Below are 15,943 nucleotides of genomic sequence, written 5' to 3' on the forward strand. Positions count from 1 at the left end.
AGTGCCGCGGGAGCGCGTGGGCTGCCGAGGCCGGGAACTGTGCCATGAAGCCGTTCGACTGGGTGACCGGGTATCCGTCGCTGCGGATGCCGATGTTCGGGCGCAACTGCGTGGCGACCTCGCACGCGCTGGCGGCACAGGCCGGCATCCAGATGCTCCAGGCCGGCGGCAACGCGGTCGACGCCGCGATCGCCACGGCGGCGGCCAAGACCGTCACCGAGCCGTGCAGCAACGGCCTCGGCTCCGACGCCTTCTGCATCCTGTGGGACGGGAAGGCGCTTCACGGCCTCAACGCCTCGGGCGGCGCCCCGGCTGCCTGGAGCCGGGACTACTTCCTGACGAAGTACGGCGCCGCCGAGCGGCCGCCGATGCGCGGCTGGGATTCGGTCACCGTTCCGGGCGCGGTGGCCGCCTGGGTGGCGCTGAGCGAGCGCTTCGGCCGGCTCCCCTTCGCCGACCTGATGCAGCCCGCGATCCGCATCGCCGAGCGCGGGTACCTCGCGCCGGTCGTGGTCCAGCAGAAATGGGCCGCCGCCGCGCGGATCGACGCGATCACCCGCCAGCCGGGCTTCTCGGAGTTCTTCCTGCCGCGGGGTCGGGCGCCAGGTGTCGGCGAGCTCGTGACTTTTCCGGGGGCCGAGAAGACCCTGCGGCTGATCGGCGAGACCAAGGGCGAGGCCTTCTACCGGGGTGAGATCGCCGAGGCGATCGCCGCGCACGCGCGGGCCAACGGCGGCGCCATGACGGCCGCCGACCTCGCGGCGTTCCGCCCCGAATGGGTGACGCCGACGGCGAAGGACTATCACGGCTACACGCTGCACGAGATCCCGCCGAACGGCCAGGGCATCGCGGCGCAGATCGCGCTCGGCCTCCTCGAGCAGTTCGACCTCGGCGGCCTGCCGGTGGACGGGCCGGAGGCGCAGCACCTGCAGATCGAGGCGATGAAGCTCGCCTTCAGCGACACCTACCGGTACGTCGCCGACCCGCGTGGGATGGAGGTGACGCCGGAGGCCATGCTCGATCCCGCCTACCTCGCGGAGCGGGCCAAGCTGATCGACCGGAACCGCGCGCAGGTCTTCGGCCCGGGCAAGCCGCCCGCTGGCGGCACGATCTATCTCACCGCGGCCGACGAATCCGGCATGATGGTCAGCTTCATCCAGTCGAACTTCATGGGCTTCGGCTCGGGCGTCGTCGTCCCGGGCTGGGGCATCTCCCTGCAGAACCGCGGCTACGGGTTCGTGCTGGATGCGGAGAGCCCCAACGTGGTGGCGCCCGGCAAGCGCCCGTTCCACACGATCATCCCGGGCTTCCTCACGAAGGACGGCGCGCCCGTGATGAGCTTCGGCGTGATGGGCGGCAACATGCAGCCGCAGGGGCACGTGCAGACCCTGGTGCGGATGATCGACCACGGTCAGAATCCGCAGGCGGCCTGCGACGCGCCGCGCTGGCGGGTGAACGAGGGCCTCGACATCAACGTCGAGGCGGCGATGCCGGGGGCGACCCTGGAGCGACTGAAGGCCCTCGGCCACAGGCTCGAAGTGATCGAGGACAGCTACCAGGATTTCGGCGCCGGCCAGTTCATCTGGCGGATGGGCGATCCGGCCGTCGAGGGCTACGTGGCGGCGAGCGACCCGCGCCGCGACGGGCAGGCCGCCGTCTGGTGAGCGCCTACTTCACCTGAAGGCTGTCCACCACTTGGCGGAACTTGGCGAGGACGCCGTCGCGCTGGTCCTGCCGCACGACGCCGAGGGCGCGGACGTAGCCGTCCGGTGCGAACCGGATGGTCTGCATCACGACCACCGGCTGGTTGGTCGGCTGATCGAGAGCGCGGGCCACGATCTCGTGCCAGTCGACGCCGTTCGAGCGGTAGCTCTGTGCCCGCTCGATGACGAAGTCCTTCAGCGTCTGGTTGGACGCCAGGGCGGCGCGGGCGAAGCCGTCGCGCTGCTCGGCCCCGGGCGGCTGCTGCACGGCCTGCGCGAGGACGAGGATCGGCTGCTCCAGATTCTGCATCTGGTCCTTGGGCCCGCTGGTCAGGAGGACCGAGTTGCCGGCCATCACCCGCACGGGCCGGAAGCCCGCCATGTCGGCGATGCGGAAGGGCAGCGCGTCGACCTGCTGGGTCAGCGACAGGGCCGGCCGGAGGGTGACGCCGGTCACCATCTTGCGCATCGAGGCCTCGGTCTCGGCGTCGGGCAGCGCCTGGGCGATGATCAGCCCGGTCACGGTCGGTGTGCCAACCACGAGGATCCACTTCCGGATCGCCGGCGCGGACGAGCCGGGATCGGCAGGCTGCTCACCGGTGTAGAGCATGCCCTCGTTGTCGCCGATCTTGACCTCCTCGCGCTTCTCGACCGCGAAGCCTTGGCTCAGCAGGTTGGCATCGGTGAAGCCGCTGACGAGCTCCGCGAAGGCGTTCGCGGGCAATTCGACGACCGACACGGTCGCGCCACCCTCTTTCCGCTCGAAGCCCGAGAAGCGCCGCGACAGCGACATGTCGGCGGGCGGGTCGAAGCCGAAGCGCGAGCCCGCGGGATAGACGGGATCGCCGGCCCGGGCGGCCGAGCCGAGGCTGGCCGCCAGCGCGGCTGCGCACAGAACCCGTCCGAGACGCAGCGTCAGGTTGCGCATCCGCATCGAAAACCGGTTCTCCTGGTGGACCCAACTTTGGGTTAGTCCGCACCCGATGGGTCTGCCGGGCGACCTGTTCTGTCAAGCCGGCAACGCGGCGCGCCCGCGTTCACGATGAAGGGAAGGCGCGAGCGCGGCGGCGGCGCCGATCCCGACGCCGTAGGCGAGGAGATTCCACGGCGAGAAGATGGAGCCGAGGAGGAGCTGACCCGGCAGGGTCGTCCGGAAGGCGTCGAGGGCCGGCGTGTGGACGAGCCGGCTGCTCTCGATGAGCGCGGCGGCCGCGAAGGCGGCGATCAGGCAGGAGCGCAGGCCCCAGCTGCCGGGTCGCAGGGCCGCGACCAGAAAGAACAGCATCGCCCCCCACAGGATCCCGCCGCCGTAATGGTGGATCGCGAGCGGCAGGCCCCAGTGCGGCACGCGCAGCAGCAGGCCGAGGGCGATCACCGCGGCCGCGACGCCGAGATGGGTCGCGCGGACCATCGGCAGCTCCCGACGCGCGGGCGCGGCCGGCACGGCCGGCCAGGTCGCGATGCCGTTCACCCGCGCGACCAGCGTGTAGGACACGATCATCAGCAGGAACCAAGACGAGAGCTTGGCCACCGGGACGATGGACCATTGCTGCCGCTGGTTCGGGTAGAGCCACGTGCCGGACAGCGTGCCGAGATTCTCGGCGAACCAGATGAACAGCGCGACGAGCAGCAGGCCCAGCAGGAGCGGCATGGTGCGGTGCTCCCGCCAGACCTTGAAGTACACGGTCGCGGGGGCGAAGGCCGCGACCGCGACCGCGATGAGTCCGAAACGCAGGTCGATGCCGCGATGATCGATGAGGAAATTGACGTAGATCGCCACCGACAGGACCGCGAGCAGGCGCAGGCTCGGGTGCCGCGTGAACCGGAAATCGAACAGGCGCCAGACGCGGGCGAGATAGCTGCCGACCGCCGCGTACATGAAGCCCGTGAACAGCGGGACGCCGCCGAGCCGGAACAGATTCGCCTCCGGGTAGACCCAGCTGCCGATCGCGGTCTTGTGGATCTCCATGGCCGTGCCGATGACGTGGAAGACCAGGATCACCCGGGCCTCCGACCACGTCTCCATCCGCAGCCGCAGCATCGCGACCTAGAGCAACAGGGCGGCGAGGAACAGCACGTCGTACCGGGCGATGGGCGCCGAGGCCGGCCAGACGAGGCGCGTGCCGAGCATGAGCGCCAGGAGCAGGCCGCCGAACAGGCAGGCCCAGCCCTGCTTGAGCCCGAACTGCACGAACTCGTAGAGCCCGGCCGTGACGCGCCCGCGCGCCAGGGCCGCTTCCTGGAGGCGGGCTTCGGCCGCGACGAAGCCGGCGAGCGCCGGCCACTGCGCCGCCGCGCTGACGCCCCCGCCCGGGATCGCGTACGGTATGACGGGCAGCTCCTTCTCCCGATCCTGCTCGCGCGTCATGGCGTGGCGGGCACCGTGACGCGTCTCAGGGTGAGATTGCAGCGCCCCCCCGGCGGCAGGAACGCGGGCCCGTCCGCAGCTTCCAGCAGGTCGCCGTCCGGATAGAGCCGGTCGATGCCGTGGAACACGAGCCGCGAGGCGCCACCCATCACCAGTGCGTCGCCGGCCTGCAGCCGGATCGAGCGGGTCGGGTCAGACCGTCTCAGGCCACCGTAGCGGAACAGGGCCGCCGCGCCGAGGGACAGCGACACGACCGGCGCGGCGAGATCCGCCTCATCGCGATCTTGGTGGAGGCCCATGCGGGTGCCCGGCGCGTAAAGGTTGATGAGGCAGGCTTCCGGCGGCGCCGGATAGGCCGCGAGCGCCGCCCAGGCCGCGCGGGCGGTCGGCGGCAGAGCCGGCCAGTTCCGACCGGTCTCGGGATGGTCCGGCTGGTAGCAGTAGCCCGCGACGTCCGAGACCCACCCGAGGGGGCCGGCATTCGACATCCGCACCGAGAACGGCTTGCCGGTGCGGGGCATGCGCGGCGTGACGGGGGGCGCCTCGGCGAGGACCGCGGCGATCTCGGCGGTGAGCTGCGCGCGGGCCGCCGCGTCGAGGAAGCCGGGGTGATGGATCAGGCCGGGAGCGAGTTCGATCGCCACTCAGCGGTCCGCTTTGACGACCTGCTCCAGCACGGTCTTCGACGCGACCGTGGTGTCGGCGTTCAGGCGGTAGACCAGCGGCACGCCGGTCCGGATCTGGAGATCGGGCACCTGCGCCTCGGTCAGGCCGTCGAGGACCATCACCAGCGCGCGCAGCGAGTTGCCGTGGGCCGCCACCAGGACCCGCTGGCCGGCCATAACGCGCGGCAGGATGGTCGCGACGTAGCAGGGCAGAACCCGCGCGGCCGTGTCCTTCAGGCTCTCGCCGCCGGGCGGCCGCACGTCGTAGCCCCGGCGCCAAGCGTGGACCTGCGCGTCGCCCCAGCGGGCGCGGGCCTCGTCCTTGTTGAGACCGGAGAGGTCACCGTAATCGCGCTCGTTCAGGGCGCGCTCGCGCAGGACCGGGATCGCGGACAGGCCCATCTCCTCGAGGACTAGCGCGCAGGTGCGCTGCGCCCGGATCAGCTCGGAGGTGAAGGCGACGTCGAAGCCGTAGCCGTCCCGCTTCAGCCCGCGTCCGGCCGCCCGCGCCTCGGCGACGCCGCGCTCGGTCAGGTCCGGGTCGCGCCAGCCGGTGAACAGGTTCTGGAGGTTCCACTCGCTCTGACCGTGCCGGACGAGGACGAGCAGCCGCTCCGTCGAGGCCGCGCCGCCAATCATAGGCCGAGCACGTCGGCCATGGTGTAGAGGCCCGGGGGCTTGGGATGCGCCCAGAGCGCGGCCTTGACGGCGCCCGTCGCGAACAGGCCCCGGTCGGCGGCGTGGTGGCTGATCGTCAGGCTCTCGCCGGTGCCGGCGAAGATCACGCTGTGGTCGCCGACGACGCTGCCGCCGCGGAGTGTTGCGAAACCGATATCGCCGGGCCGGCGGGCGCCGGTATGCCCGTCGCGGGTCGACACCCGGACCGCCTTCAGGTCGACGCCGCGGCCCTCCGCGGCGGCCTCGCCGAGCATCAGCGCGGTGCCGGAGGGAGCGTCCACCTTCATGCGGTGGTGCATCTCGGCGATCTCGATGTCGAACTCGTCGCCGAGGGCCTTGGCGACCCGGCGGACGAGGGCGGCCATCAGGTTGATGCCGAGCGACATGTTGCCCGACTGCACGATGCGGGCGTGGTACGAGGCCGCCTTCAGCTTGGCGAAGTCGTCCTCCGACAGGCCGGTCGTGCCGACGACGTGGACGATGCGCGCCTGGGCGGCGAGCTCGGCGAAGGCGATGGTGGCGGCCGGCGCGGTGAAGTCGAGGACGCCGTCGGCGGCCGCGAAGGCCGTGAGGGCGTCGTCGGTGACGGGCACGTCGAGGGGCGGCAGCCCGGCGAGGACGCCGGCGTCCTGCCCCAGCGCCGGTGAACCGTCGCGCTCGATCGCCGCGGAGAGCGTGCAGCCCTCGGCCTGAGCCACCGCGCGGATCAGCATCCGCCCCATGCGCCCGTCGGCGCCCACCACCACGAGCCGCATCCCGTTCCCCAGCTTGCCGTCTCACGCGCTCAGGGACCGGGCCGCGCCGGCCCCGCCCCTGACCGCCTGGCGATCCGGGCGCCCGCCCCGCCGCGCGGTCGGCGGGCGCCCGGGCACTCTCACTCCTTCTCGGGGGCGATCTGCTCGAGCCCGCCGATATGCTTCTGCGCGTAGAGCGGCAGGCCGATCTGCTTGATCAGCTCCAGCTGGGTCTCGAGGAAGTCGATGTGACCCTCCTCGTCCTCGGCCAGATCCTCGAAGAGGCGCTTCGACACGCGGTCGTTGATCGAGTCGCAGTACTTCGCGGCCTCGAGGTAGAGGCTCCGGGCCTCGTTCTCGGCGGCGAGATCGGACTCCAGGATCTCCTGGACGTTCTGACCGATCCGGAGCGGGTCGAGCTCCTGGAGGTTCGGGAACCCGTCGAGGAACAGGATCCGGTCGATGAACCGGTCGGCGTGGTTCATCTCCTCGATCGATTCCTTGCGCCAGAACTTCGCCAGCTCGACGTAGCCCCAGTCATTGAGCATGCGAAAATGCAGCCAGTACTGGCTGACGGCGGTCAGCTCGCTGCGCAGGCCGCGATTCAGATACTCGATGACCTTGGTGTCGCCCTTCATGCCCCCGTACTCCTTACCGTGCTCTCAGGCGGGGGGTAGAAGCATCAGGCCGCGACTCCCTCATCCGCACTTTGGAATTTCACCAAACTACAGGCGCTCGCGCAAGCCGTCGTGCAAGCATGGCTGCTCTCCGCCGCAGCGGCCTCGCCTAAGGCGGTCTGCATGATGGATCGGATGGTGCGGGCGCAGCGCCCGCATTTCGGGCTGCAGCCGAGACAGGCATAGACCTGCGCGGGCGTGCGCGGGCAGCCGGGTCCGGGCGCCAGGCAGCCTCGGACCGCGCCGTCCGACAAGACGTTACAAGAACAGACGATCATGCGCGCCGCAAATCCCGTCATCCCCGCGCCCGTCGTGGTCGTCGACGACCCTTCCGGATACACGCGCCAGTTTAGAAGAGTTGAAAAGTAGCTGGCTTTTCAATGTCTTAGTGGCCGCGGCGGACATGGCACCGTCGGCCGCGCGGGTCAAGGGCGCGCGGGTCAAGGGCGCGCGATCTGACTGCGCCCCAAGTGTCACGTCTTGGGGGCGCGTCAGGTCTGTCGGGTCGGGCCGTCAGCGGGCGAGCTCGCGCAGGCCCAGCCGGATCAGCACCTTCGCTTCGGCGCCCTCCCCCGCGCCCTTCAGCGCAGCCGCGATGGCGGCGGCGGCCTGGACCTGCGGGTAGCCGAGATTGACCAGGGCCGAGACGGCGTCCGCCACCGGCTGCGGGGCGGCCCCCTCCTCGACGGCGCCCGTCAGGGCGACCAGCGCGGGGTCGACGGGCGCGAAGGCCGGCGCCTTGTCCTTGAGCTCGGCGGCGAGCCGGGCGGCGAGGCGCGGCCCGACCCCCGGGGCCCGGCTGATCGAGCCCTTGTCGCCGGTGGCGATGGCGCTCGCCAGCGCCTCGGGCTCCAGCACCGAGAGCACGCCGAGCGCCACCCGCGCGCCGACGCCCTGGACGGTCTGGAGCAGGCGGAACCACTCCCGCTCGGCGTCCGAGCGGAAGCCGTAGAGGCGGATCATGTCCTCGCGGACGTGGGTCTCGATCGACAGTTCCGCGGGCTCGCCGACCTTGGGCATGCGCTGGAGGGTCCGCGCCGAGCAGTGGACGATGTAGCCGACACCCGACACGTCGAGGATCACGAAATCCTCGCCGAACGAGTCCACGACGCCCTTGAGCTTGCCGATCATGCCTTGCCTGCCGCTGCCTCGGCCTGCCTACAGAACCGCGTCGGCCTCCGCCAGACGTGCTTGAGCGCGCAGGGAGATCATGAAATCACGGGCCCGCGCCGGCCGAGCTTGGCCGGTCGCGGGGGGATGACCATGCGCGCGCCACTTCTTGTCCTGATCGGCCTGATCTGCGCCGGCCCGACCCGGGCCGCGGACGACCCGGCGGCCCCGCCCGCCCCCGTGGCGCCGAGCGCGGACCCGACACAGGTCCGACCCGGCAGCTACGTGCTCGATCCGGATCATGGCAAGATCACGTGGTCGGTCTCGCATCTCGGCTACTCGACCTATTACGGCCAGTTCGCGGGGCTCAGCGGCACCCTCCAGCTCGATCCCAAGGCGCCGGAGAAGAGTCGCCTGGAGGTGACCGTGCCGCTCGGCAGCGTCCTGACCGGCAGCGCGCGGCTGAACGAGCACCTCGCGGCTCCCGACTTCTTCGACACGGCCAAGTTCCCGACCGCCACCTTCACCGCCACCAAGGTCGAGCCCACCAGCCCGACCACCGCGCGGATCACCGGCGACCTCAACCTGCGGGGGACGGTCCGGCCGTTCGCGATCGACGCCACCTTCAACCAGGCCGGCATCCATCCGGTGGATCAGCGCTACACCGTCGGCTTCGACGGGCGCGCTGTCGTCAAGCGCTCGGATTTCGGCATCAACGCCTACCTGCCGCAGCTCGGCGACGAGGTCAGCCTGCGCATCGAGGGCGAGTTCAAGGCCGCGCCCTGACCGAACGCCGGCCGCTCCCTGTCATCCCGCCGGGTCGCGACCGATCCGGGACCCGCGGTGCCGTCTCGGTGCCGGGCCCCTGCACGGCCGGCATCGGACCCGGCGCGAGAGGCCACGCGACGGGTGACGCCCCGCTGCCGGGGGTGTAGTCAGCCGCCGTCGCGGTGCCGCCGCGGGACGCTGGCCTCCCAGGACCACCCGTCTCCCGCGCAGCGCCCGGCATCGTCCCGAGCGGGGCGGGCGCGTCACCGCGCCGATCGATACCAACCCTGGAGATCAGAGCCGTGCGGCGTGTCGGTGTCCCCACTCTTGCCCTGACGCTGAGCCTCGCGGGGACGGCCGCCGCGCAGGCGCCGGCCAGCCCGGCAGCCCCGGCCTCACCCCTCGACAACTACGCGTCTGCAGCGGCCACGACCATCATCGCCGAGCAGGCCTGTCCGGGCGTGCAGGTCCGCGCCGGCCAGCTGACGACGCTCCGCCTCGCGGCCCGGGTCAATGCCGGGCAGGAGGCGATGCTGGAGGAGAAGCTGCGCACCCGCGCCACGCAGGTGCGTCAGCAGCTCGCCGCCGACGGCCGGGACACCTGGTGCGCGCAGGCGCTGGCCGCCTTCGGCCCGGCGGGCAGCGTCGCGAAGGGCATCCTGGCGACCGGCGCGCCGATCCGCTGACGCCGCCCTTCAGGTTGGCGCGGATTGACACGGCGCCGCCGCACCCGTAGTGACCCCGCATGGCGCGCGGCCTCTGCTGGGGTCCGCGCGTTTCGCGTTGTCCGGGCCGAGCGCCCGCGCAATGACTTCAAACAAGAAGCCGGTCCAGGGGCAGCCGCCCCGGAGGCCGTTCGAGAACACGAGAGAACGATGTTCGCAGTCATCAAGACGGGCGGTAAGCAGTACCGCGTCGCCGCCAACGACACCATCACCATCGCCTCCCTGGCGGGCGAGGCGGGCGAGGCAGTGACCTTCGGCGAGGTCCTCCTGTTCGCCGACGGCGCGGGCGCGACCCAGGTCGGCGCCCCGACCCTGTCGGGCATCAGCGTCACGGGCGAGATCGTGCGCCACGGTCGCGACAAGAAGGTCATCGCCTTCAAGAAGCGCCGCCGGCAGAACTCCCGCCGCCGCCGCGGTCACCGGCAGGACCACACGGTCGTGCGCATCACGGGCATCTCGGCCTGACGCACGCCAGACGCTGGGCGCGTACGGTCCCCTGAGGGACCGATCCGCGACCGCATCCAAGCCACACAGAATTCGGAGCTCATCCCATGGCACACAAGAAGGCTGGCGGTTCGTCCCGCAACGGTCGCGACTCGGAAGGCCGGCGCCTCGGCGTCAAGAAGTTCGGTTCGGAGGCCGTGATTCCGGGCAACATCATCGTGCGTCAGCGCGGCACCAAATGGCATCCCGGCGCCAATGTCGGCATGGGCAAGGACCACACGATCTTCGCGCTGGTACCGGGCCATGTCCGCTTCGAGACGCGCCGCGGGCGCGCCTTCGTAGCTGTTACCCCGCTGGCCGAGGCCGCGGAATAAGAGGCGGGCGCCCTGAGTGGCGAAGCTGGCGTCCCGCCCGGTGTCCCACACCGGACCGGAGACGTCGTTGCCGAGCCCCTGACGGGCCGGGTCGGACGGAACACCGGGGAGGATGGGACGCCATCCTCCCCTTCGTCGTCTTGAGGCGGTGCCCCGGATTCGGGCGCGCCGCCCTGCGAGGGCACGATGTTCCCCGATCTGACCCGTGATGACGTTTTCCGGATCGAGACGCGGCGGCTGTGGCTGCGCTGGCCGACCGCCAAGGACAGGAACGCGATCCTGAAGCTGGCCGGCGACCCGTCGGTGGCCGAGATGCTGGCACGGGTGCCGCACCCGCTCCCGGCCCCGGAGGTGGACGCGTTCCTGCTGCGGGCGCGCGCGCAGAACGCCGCGGGCGCCGCGCTCACGCTCGCCCTCGCGCCGCGGGCGGCGCCCGGCAGCCTCATCGGAGTCATCAGCATCGAGGGGCGGGCCGGCGCACCGCCGGAACTCGGCTACTGGCTCGGGCAGCCCTACTGGGGCAGCGGCCTGATGGCCGAGGCCGCGACGGCTCTGTGCCACGCCTTCTTCGCCTACACCGGCGGGACGGAACTCGCCGCCTCGGCCCGCGCGGTCAACCCGGCGTCCCGGCGCGTGCTGGAAGCCTGCGGCTTCGTGCCGACCGGCAGCGCGTCCCGGCCCTTCCCGGCGCGCGGCGCGGACCTGCCGGTCGATCTCTTCAGTCTCGACCGGCGGCGCTGGCAGGATCCGGCATCGGAGCCGGCGATGACTCGGGCCGCCTGATGCGGTCCCGCGGCGCCGGGCTGGCCGGCGGCCGCCGACAGGGTGATGGTGCGGGTCGCGAATCCGCGCCCGACAAAGGATTCAGGTCGTGAAGTTCCTCGACGAAGCCAAGGTCTATGTCCGCTCCGGTGATGGCGGTCCCGGCTGCGTCTCGTTCCGGCGGGAGAAGTTCATCGAGTTCGGCGGCCCGAACGGCGGCGACGGCGGCCGCGGCGGCGACGTCTGGGTGGAGTGCGTGGAGGGTCTCAACACCCTCATCGACTACCGCTACCAGCAGCACTTCAAGGCCAGGAAGGGCGAGCACGGCATGGGCTCGAACTGCCACGGCGCCAACGGCGCCGACACGGTCCTGAAGGTCCCGGCCGGCACGCAGATCTTCTCCGAGGACGGCGAGACGCTGCTCGCCGACCTGACCGAGGTCGGCCAGAAGATCCGCCTCGCCAAGGGCGGCAACGGCGGCTTCGGCAACGCCTACTTCACGACCTCGACGAATCGCGCGCCGAAGCACGCCAATCCCGGCCAGGAGGGCCAGGAGATGTGGATCTGGCTGCGGCTCAAGCTGATCGCCGATGCCGGGCTCGTCGGCCTCCCCAACGCCGGCAAGTCGACCTTCCTGGCGAGCGTCACCGCGGCGAAGCCGAAGATCGCCGACTACCCGTTCACGACCCTGCATCCCGGCCTCGGCGTGGTGCGGTCGGACGGGCGCGAGTTCGTGCTCGCCGACATCCCGGGACTGATCGAGGGCGCCCACGAGGGCGTCGGCCTCGGCGACAAGTTCCTCGCCCATGTCGAGCGCTGCCGGGTGCTGCTGCACCTCGTCGACGGCACGAGCGAGCATGCCGGCAAGACCTACAAGCTGGTCCGCGGCGAGATCGAGGCCTACGGCAACGGACTCGCGGAGAAGCCCGAGATCGTGGCGCTGTCGAAGGCCGACGCCCTCGACGCCGACACGCTCAAGAGCCAGGTGGCCAAGCTGAAACGCGCCGCCGGCCGCGCGCCGCTGGTCCTGTCCTCGGCGAGCCGCAAGGGCGTGCCCGAGGCGCTGCGGGCGCTCCAGGCGGAGATCGATGCCAGCGCCGAGGCCGAACGGAAGCCGGTGGCCGCCTGGCAGCCGTGACCCTCGACCGACTGTTCAAAGGGCGGGTCTTGGTTCACACCCGCCTCGTACGCGCCTCCTCGCAAGAATCATGATCCCCGCCCTCGAAGAATTCCGCCGTGTGGTCATCAAGGTCGGCTCGGCCCTGCTGGTCGATCGCAGTGCCGGCCGCCTGCGGCACGCCTGGCTCGCCGCGCTGGCCGAGGACATCGCGGAGCTGCACGCGCGGGGCGTGGACGTCCTGGTCGTGTCCTCGGGCAGCATCGCCCTCGGCCGGACGGTGCTGGGCCTGCCGCCCGGCGTCCTGCGCCTGGAGGAGAGCCAGGGCGCAGCCTCGGTGGGGCAGATCACCCTGGCGCGCCACTGGGCCGAGGCCCTGGGCCATCACGGCATCGTCGCCGGCCAGATCCTCGTGACGCCGCAGGACACCGAGGAGCGCCGCCGCTACCTCAACGCCCGCGCCACCGTGCTGAAGCTCCTGGAGATGCGCGCGGTCCCGGTCGTGAACGAGAACGACACGGTGGCGACCTCGGAGATCCGCTACGGCGACAACGACCGGCTCGCCGCCCGGGTCGCCACCATGATCGACGCCGACGTGCTGGTGCTGTTCTCCGACATCGACGGCCTCTACACCGCGCCGCCCCAGAGCGATCCGGACGCCCGTCACCTCGCCGTGGTCGACCGCATCACCCCGGAGATCGAGGCGATGGCCGGCGGCCCGGCCTCCGAGCTGTCGCGGGGCGGCATGCGCACCAAGGTCGAGGCCGCCAAGATCGCGGCCTCGGGCGGTACGCACTTGGTCATCGCGGACGGGCGCGGGAAGAATCCGCTGCGGGCCGTGCGGGACGGGGCGCGCTGCACGTGGTTCCTGTCGGGCTCCACGCCCACGGCCGCCCGGAAGACCTGGATCGCCGGCTCGCTGGAGCCGCGCGGCACCCTGACGATCGACGCGGGCGCCGAGCAGGCGCTCCGGAGCGGGGCCAGCCTGCTCCCGGTGGGCGTGCGGGCGATCGAGGGCAGCTTCTCCCGAGGCGACGCCGTCATGATCCGCGATCCGGAGGGCCGGATCCTCGGCCGCGGCCTGGTGGCCTACGACAGCGCCGAGGCCGCGCTGATCATCGGTCATCCGAGCGCGCGCATTCCCGAACTGCTCAACTATCCCGGTCGTGCCTGGATGGTGCACCGCGATGACTTGGCACTGTTCTAGAAATCGCCTATTCAAGCTTGTTGATTTACAATTTTTCGTCTCGATGATCGCCATGCTTCCCGGCCCGGCACTCTTGTCGGGACGGCGCGCGATGTGCAAATACGGCGCTCTCCCCCGTCCGGGCCGCGCGCGCGGCCGTCGACACAAGAGGACGCCAGCGTGCCCGTCCTGAACCTGAGATCGGACTTCGCCGAGGCCGACGCCCTTCCGGAGCAGATGGCGGCGATCGGCCGCCGCGCCCGGGCGGCGGCGCGGCGCATGGCGCTGGCCTCGGCGCGCACCAAGGACGTGGCGCTCAAGCTGATCGCCGAGCGGATCCGCGCCAGCCGCGACGAGATCCTGAGCGAGAACGCTCGGGACGTGGCCGCGGCCCGCAGCGCGGGCCAGACCGCCGCGCTGGTCGACCGGCTCACGCTCGATCCCGGGCGCCTCGCGGCCATCGCGGACGCCGTCGAGAAGGTCGGGTCGCTGGCCGATCCGGTCGGGCGCCAGCTCGCCGCGATCGAGCGGCCGAACGGCCTGCTGATCGAGCGCATCGCGGTGCCGCTCGGCGTCGTCGGCGTCATCTTCGAGGCGCGTCCCAACGTGACGGCGGATGCCGGCGCGCTCTGCCTCAAGGCCGGCAACGCGGCGATCCTCCGCGCCGGGTCGGACAGCCACCGCAGCGCCATGGCGATCGCGAAGGCCATGAGCCGGGGGCTCGCCGATGCGGGCCTGCCGGAGGACGCGATCCAGCTGGTGCCGACCCGCGACCGCGCCGCGGTCGGGCTGATGCTCGCCGGCCTCGACGGCTGCGTCGACGTGATCGTCCCGCGCGGCGGCCGCGGCCTCGTGGAGCGCGTCCAGGCCGAGGCGCGGGTGCCGGTCTTCGCCCATCTCGACGGCATCAACCACGTCTACGTCGCCGCGGCGGCCGACCTCGACATGGCCCGCACCGTACTGCTCAACAGCAAGATGCGCCGGACCAGCGTCTGCGGCGCCGCCGAGACCCTGCTGGTCGACCGCGCCTGCGCGGAGACGCACCTCGCGCCGCTGGTCCAGGCGCTGCTCGACGCCGGCTGCGCGGTCCGGGGCGATTCCGCGACCCGCGCGGTCGATCCGCGCGTGACCGCCGCCTCTGAGGAGGACTGGCACACCGAGTACCTCGACGCGATCATCGCGGTGCGGGTGGTGGACGGGATCGAGGCCGCCATCGAGCACATCGAGACCTACGGCTCGCATCACACCGACGCGATCATCACCGACAACGACGCCGAGGCGACGCGTTTCCTGGCCGAGGTCGACTCGGCGATCGTCGCGCACAACGCCTCCACGCAGTTCGCCGACGGCGGCGAGTTCGGCTTCGGGGCCGAGATCGGCATCGCGACCGGGCGGATGCACGCGCGCGGCCCGGTGGGTGTCGAGCAGCTGACCACGTTCAAGTACCGGGTCCACGGCAGCGGACAGACCCGCCCGTGACGCGAACCGACGGCCCGGCGTGCGGCTGACCCTGCCGCCGAGCGCCCCCGGCATGCGGATCGGCCTCTACGGCGGATCGTTCAACCCCGCCCATCTGGGCCACCGGCACGTGACGCTCGCGGCCCTGCGCCGGCTCGGCCTCGACCGGGTCTGGTGGCTCGTGAGTCCGGGGAACCCGCTCAAGAGCCGGAGCGCCCTCCCCTCCGTCGAGGCGCGGTGCGCCCAGGCGCGCGCGATCGCCCGGCACCCGCGGATCGCCGTCACGGGGTTCGAGGCGGCGCTCGGCGTCCGCTTCACGGTCCAGACGCTGCGGTTCCTCACGCGCCGGTGCCCGGGCGTTCACTTCGTCTGGATCATGGGGGCCGATTCCCTCGGGACCTTCCATCGCTGGAAGGGATTCGCCGAGATCGCCCGCCTCGTGCCGATCGCCGTGATCGACCGCCCCAGCTTTACCATGACGCCGCTGAGTGCCCGGGCCGCGCGGCGCCTCGCCGACACCCGGGTTCCCGAGGCGGCGGCGTCGGGGCTCGCGCTGCGGCCGCCGCCGGCCTGGCTGTTCCTGCACGGGCCCCGCTCGACCCTGTCGTCCACGCAGATCCGCGCGCGCACGGGTCCGCGGACGGCGCGGCCGGAGCCTGCGCGGTTGCAATCGCGGCCCGATAACGCCAATTTCACCTGATCCCGCGCGGCCCGACGGCGCCGTGCGGCAGAACGAGGAACCAGGACTCTGCCCGAAACCAGTCACACGGAGACGATCCGCACCCCCGTCCAGGCCCCGGTCGAAGCCGGTCAGGCGCGCTCGGACGACCTGAAGGCGCTCGCCCTCGAATGCCTCGACGACATGAAGGCCGAGGAGACGATCGCGATCGATCTGGCCGGCAAGACCTCGCTCGCCGACACGATGATCATCACGTCGGGTCGCTCGCAGCGGCACGTCGGCTCGATCGCCGACAAGATCATCCAGGAGATGAAGAACCGCGGCTACGGCAACGCCCGGGTCGAGGGCATGCCGGCATGCGACTGGGTGCTGATCGACGCCGGCGACGTGCTGGTGCACATCTTCCGCCCCGAGGTCCGCGGTTTCTACAATCTCGAGAAGATGTGGGGCGCCGACCGTCCCGTCGGGCTCGCGGCCGGCTAGGCCGGACGGCGG

At 71.6% G+C, this 15,943-nt stretch carries 19 protein-coding genes and 1 pseudogene; 11 read left to right on the forward strand and 9 right to left on the reverse strand.

The window, feature by feature from the left end; translation table 11 throughout:
- Window positions 1-44: 44 nt before the first annotated feature.
- A complete protein-coding gene (locus tag ACLBXO_RS07970; protein WP_447685055.1) occupies window positions 45-1,664 on the forward strand; it encodes a gamma-glutamyltransferase family protein in 1,620 nt (539 codons plus the stop codon).
- 4 nt (window positions 1,665-1,668) lie between these two features.
- Here ACLBXO_RS07970 and ACLBXO_RS07975 read toward each other — a convergent pair whose 3' ends face one another.
- The 9 genes and pseudogenes from ACLBXO_RS07975 to ruvA form a co-directional block, all read right to left on the reverse strand.
- Entirely contained in the window at window positions 1,669-2,637 is a 969-nt protein-coding gene (locus tag ACLBXO_RS07975; RefSeq protein WP_447685056.1) for a hypothetical protein, read from the reverse strand.
- A 75-nt stretch (window positions 2,638-2,712) separates the two neighbouring features.
- Window positions 2,713-3,114 (reverse strand): ribosomal maturation YjgA family protein, encoded by a 402-nt coding sequence (locus ACLBXO_RS07980; RefSeq protein WP_447685131.1) that lies wholly within the window; start codon window positions 3,112-3,114, stop codon window positions 2,713-2,715.
- Between the two features lie 21 nt (window positions 3,115-3,135).
- Window positions 3,136-4,071: pseudogene (locus ACLBXO_RS07985) on the reverse strand (DUF817 domain-containing protein); the annotation flags it as partial.
- Window positions 4,068-4,715 carry an alpha-ketoglutarate-dependent dioxygenase AlkB gene (locus ACLBXO_RS07990; protein ID WP_331313286.1) on the reverse strand — a complete coding sequence of 216 codons (648 nt, stop codon included), beginning with the start codon at window positions 4,713-4,715 and terminating at the stop codon, window positions 4,068-4,070. The pseudogene ACLBXO_RS07985 and the gene ACLBXO_RS07990, both read right to left, overlap by 4 nt.
- Window positions 4,716-5,375, reverse strand: a complete 660-nt coding sequence (locus ACLBXO_RS07995) for a 2,3-bisphosphoglycerate-dependent phosphoglycerate mutase (RefSeq protein WP_331313287.1) — start codon at window positions 5,373-5,375, stop codon at window positions 4,716-4,718.
- Window positions 5,372-6,169, reverse strand: coding sequence for a 4-hydroxy-tetrahydrodipicolinate reductase (dapB, locus tag ACLBXO_RS08000; RefSeq protein ID WP_331313288.1), 798 nt, complete (start codon window positions 6,167-6,169; stop codon window positions 5,372-5,374). Before dapB ends, ACLBXO_RS07995 begins: the two co-directional genes overlap by 4 nt.
- 119 nt (window positions 6,170-6,288) lie before the next feature.
- Window positions 6,289-6,786 (reverse strand): bacterioferritin, encoded by a 498-nt coding sequence (gene bfr, locus ACLBXO_RS08005; protein WP_012317139.1) that lies wholly within the window; start codon window positions 6,784-6,786, stop codon window positions 6,289-6,291.
- A 44-nt stretch (window positions 6,787-6,830) separates the two neighbouring features.
- Window positions 6,831-7,103, reverse strand: a complete 273-nt coding sequence (locus ACLBXO_RS08010; RefSeq protein WP_331313395.1) for a (2Fe-2S)-binding protein — start codon at window positions 7,101-7,103, stop codon at window positions 6,831-6,833.
- A gap of 235 nt (window positions 7,104-7,338) precedes the next feature.
- Window positions 7,339-7,956 (reverse strand): Holliday junction branch migration protein RuvA, encoded by a 618-nt coding sequence (gene ruvA, locus ACLBXO_RS08015; RefSeq protein WP_331313289.1) that lies wholly within the window; start codon window positions 7,954-7,956, stop codon window positions 7,339-7,341.
- A gap of 132 nt (window positions 7,957-8,088) precedes the next feature.
- Between ruvA and ACLBXO_RS08020 the strand changes: the two genes are divergently transcribed.
- The 10 genes from ACLBXO_RS08020 (at window position 8,089) to rsfS (ending at window position 15,931) form a co-directional block, all read left to right on the forward strand.
- Window positions 8,089-8,721, forward strand: coding sequence for a YceI family protein (locus ACLBXO_RS08020; RefSeq protein ID WP_447685057.1), 633 nt, complete (start codon window positions 8,089-8,091; stop codon window positions 8,719-8,721).
- 284 nt (window positions 8,722-9,005) lie between these two features.
- On the forward strand, window positions 9,006-9,389 hold the full coding sequence (locus ACLBXO_RS08025) for a hypothetical protein (protein ID WP_331313291.1): 384 nt from the start codon (window positions 9,006-9,008) through the stop codon (window positions 9,387-9,389).
- A 189-nt stretch (window positions 9,390-9,578) separates the two neighbouring features.
- A complete protein-coding gene (rplU, locus tag ACLBXO_RS08030; RefSeq protein WP_331313292.1) occupies window positions 9,579-9,893 on the forward strand; it encodes a 50S ribosomal protein L21 in 315 nt (104 codons plus the stop codon).
- 86 nt (window positions 9,894-9,979) lie between these two features.
- Entirely contained in the window at window positions 9,980-10,246 is a 267-nt protein-coding gene (gene rpmA, locus ACLBXO_RS08035; RefSeq protein ID WP_331313293.1) for a 50S ribosomal protein L27, read from the forward strand.
- Between the two features lie 186 nt (window positions 10,247-10,432).
- Complete coding sequence (locus ACLBXO_RS08040) at window positions 10,433-11,029, forward strand: GNAT family N-acetyltransferase (protein WP_447685058.1); 597 nt, start codon at window positions 10,433-10,435, stop codon at window positions 11,027-11,029.
- An 88-nt stretch (window positions 11,030-11,117) separates the two neighbouring features.
- Window positions 11,118-12,146: a GTPase ObgE gene (gene obgE, locus ACLBXO_RS08045; RefSeq protein WP_331292249.1), complete on the forward strand. Its 1,029-nt coding sequence runs from the start codon at window positions 11,118-11,120 to the stop codon at window positions 12,144-12,146.
- Between the two features lie 70 nt (window positions 12,147-12,216).
- On the forward strand, window positions 12,217-13,332 hold the full coding sequence (gene proB, locus ACLBXO_RS08050; protein WP_447685059.1) for a glutamate 5-kinase: 1,116 nt from the start codon (window positions 12,217-12,219) through the stop codon (window positions 13,330-13,332).
- Between the two features lie 159 nt (window positions 13,333-13,491).
- Entirely contained in the window at window positions 13,492-14,790 is a 1,299-nt protein-coding gene (locus ACLBXO_RS08055; RefSeq protein WP_447685060.1) for a glutamate-5-semialdehyde dehydrogenase, read from the forward strand.
- Window positions 14,791-14,809: 19 nt separating this feature from the next.
- On the forward strand, window positions 14,810-15,469 hold the full coding sequence (locus ACLBXO_RS08060) for a nicotinate-nucleotide adenylyltransferase (protein WP_447685061.1): 660 nt from the start codon (window positions 14,810-14,812) through the stop codon (window positions 15,467-15,469).
- A gap of 129 nt (window positions 15,470-15,598) precedes the next feature.
- On the forward strand, window positions 15,599-15,931 hold the full coding sequence (gene rsfS, locus ACLBXO_RS08065; protein ID WP_331313396.1) for a ribosome silencing factor: 333 nt from the start codon (window positions 15,599-15,601) through the stop codon (window positions 15,929-15,931).
- The last annotated feature ends 12 nt before the right edge of the window (window positions 15,932-15,943 follow it).

It is taken from the genome of Methylobacterium sp. C33D, assembly GCF_053345825.1.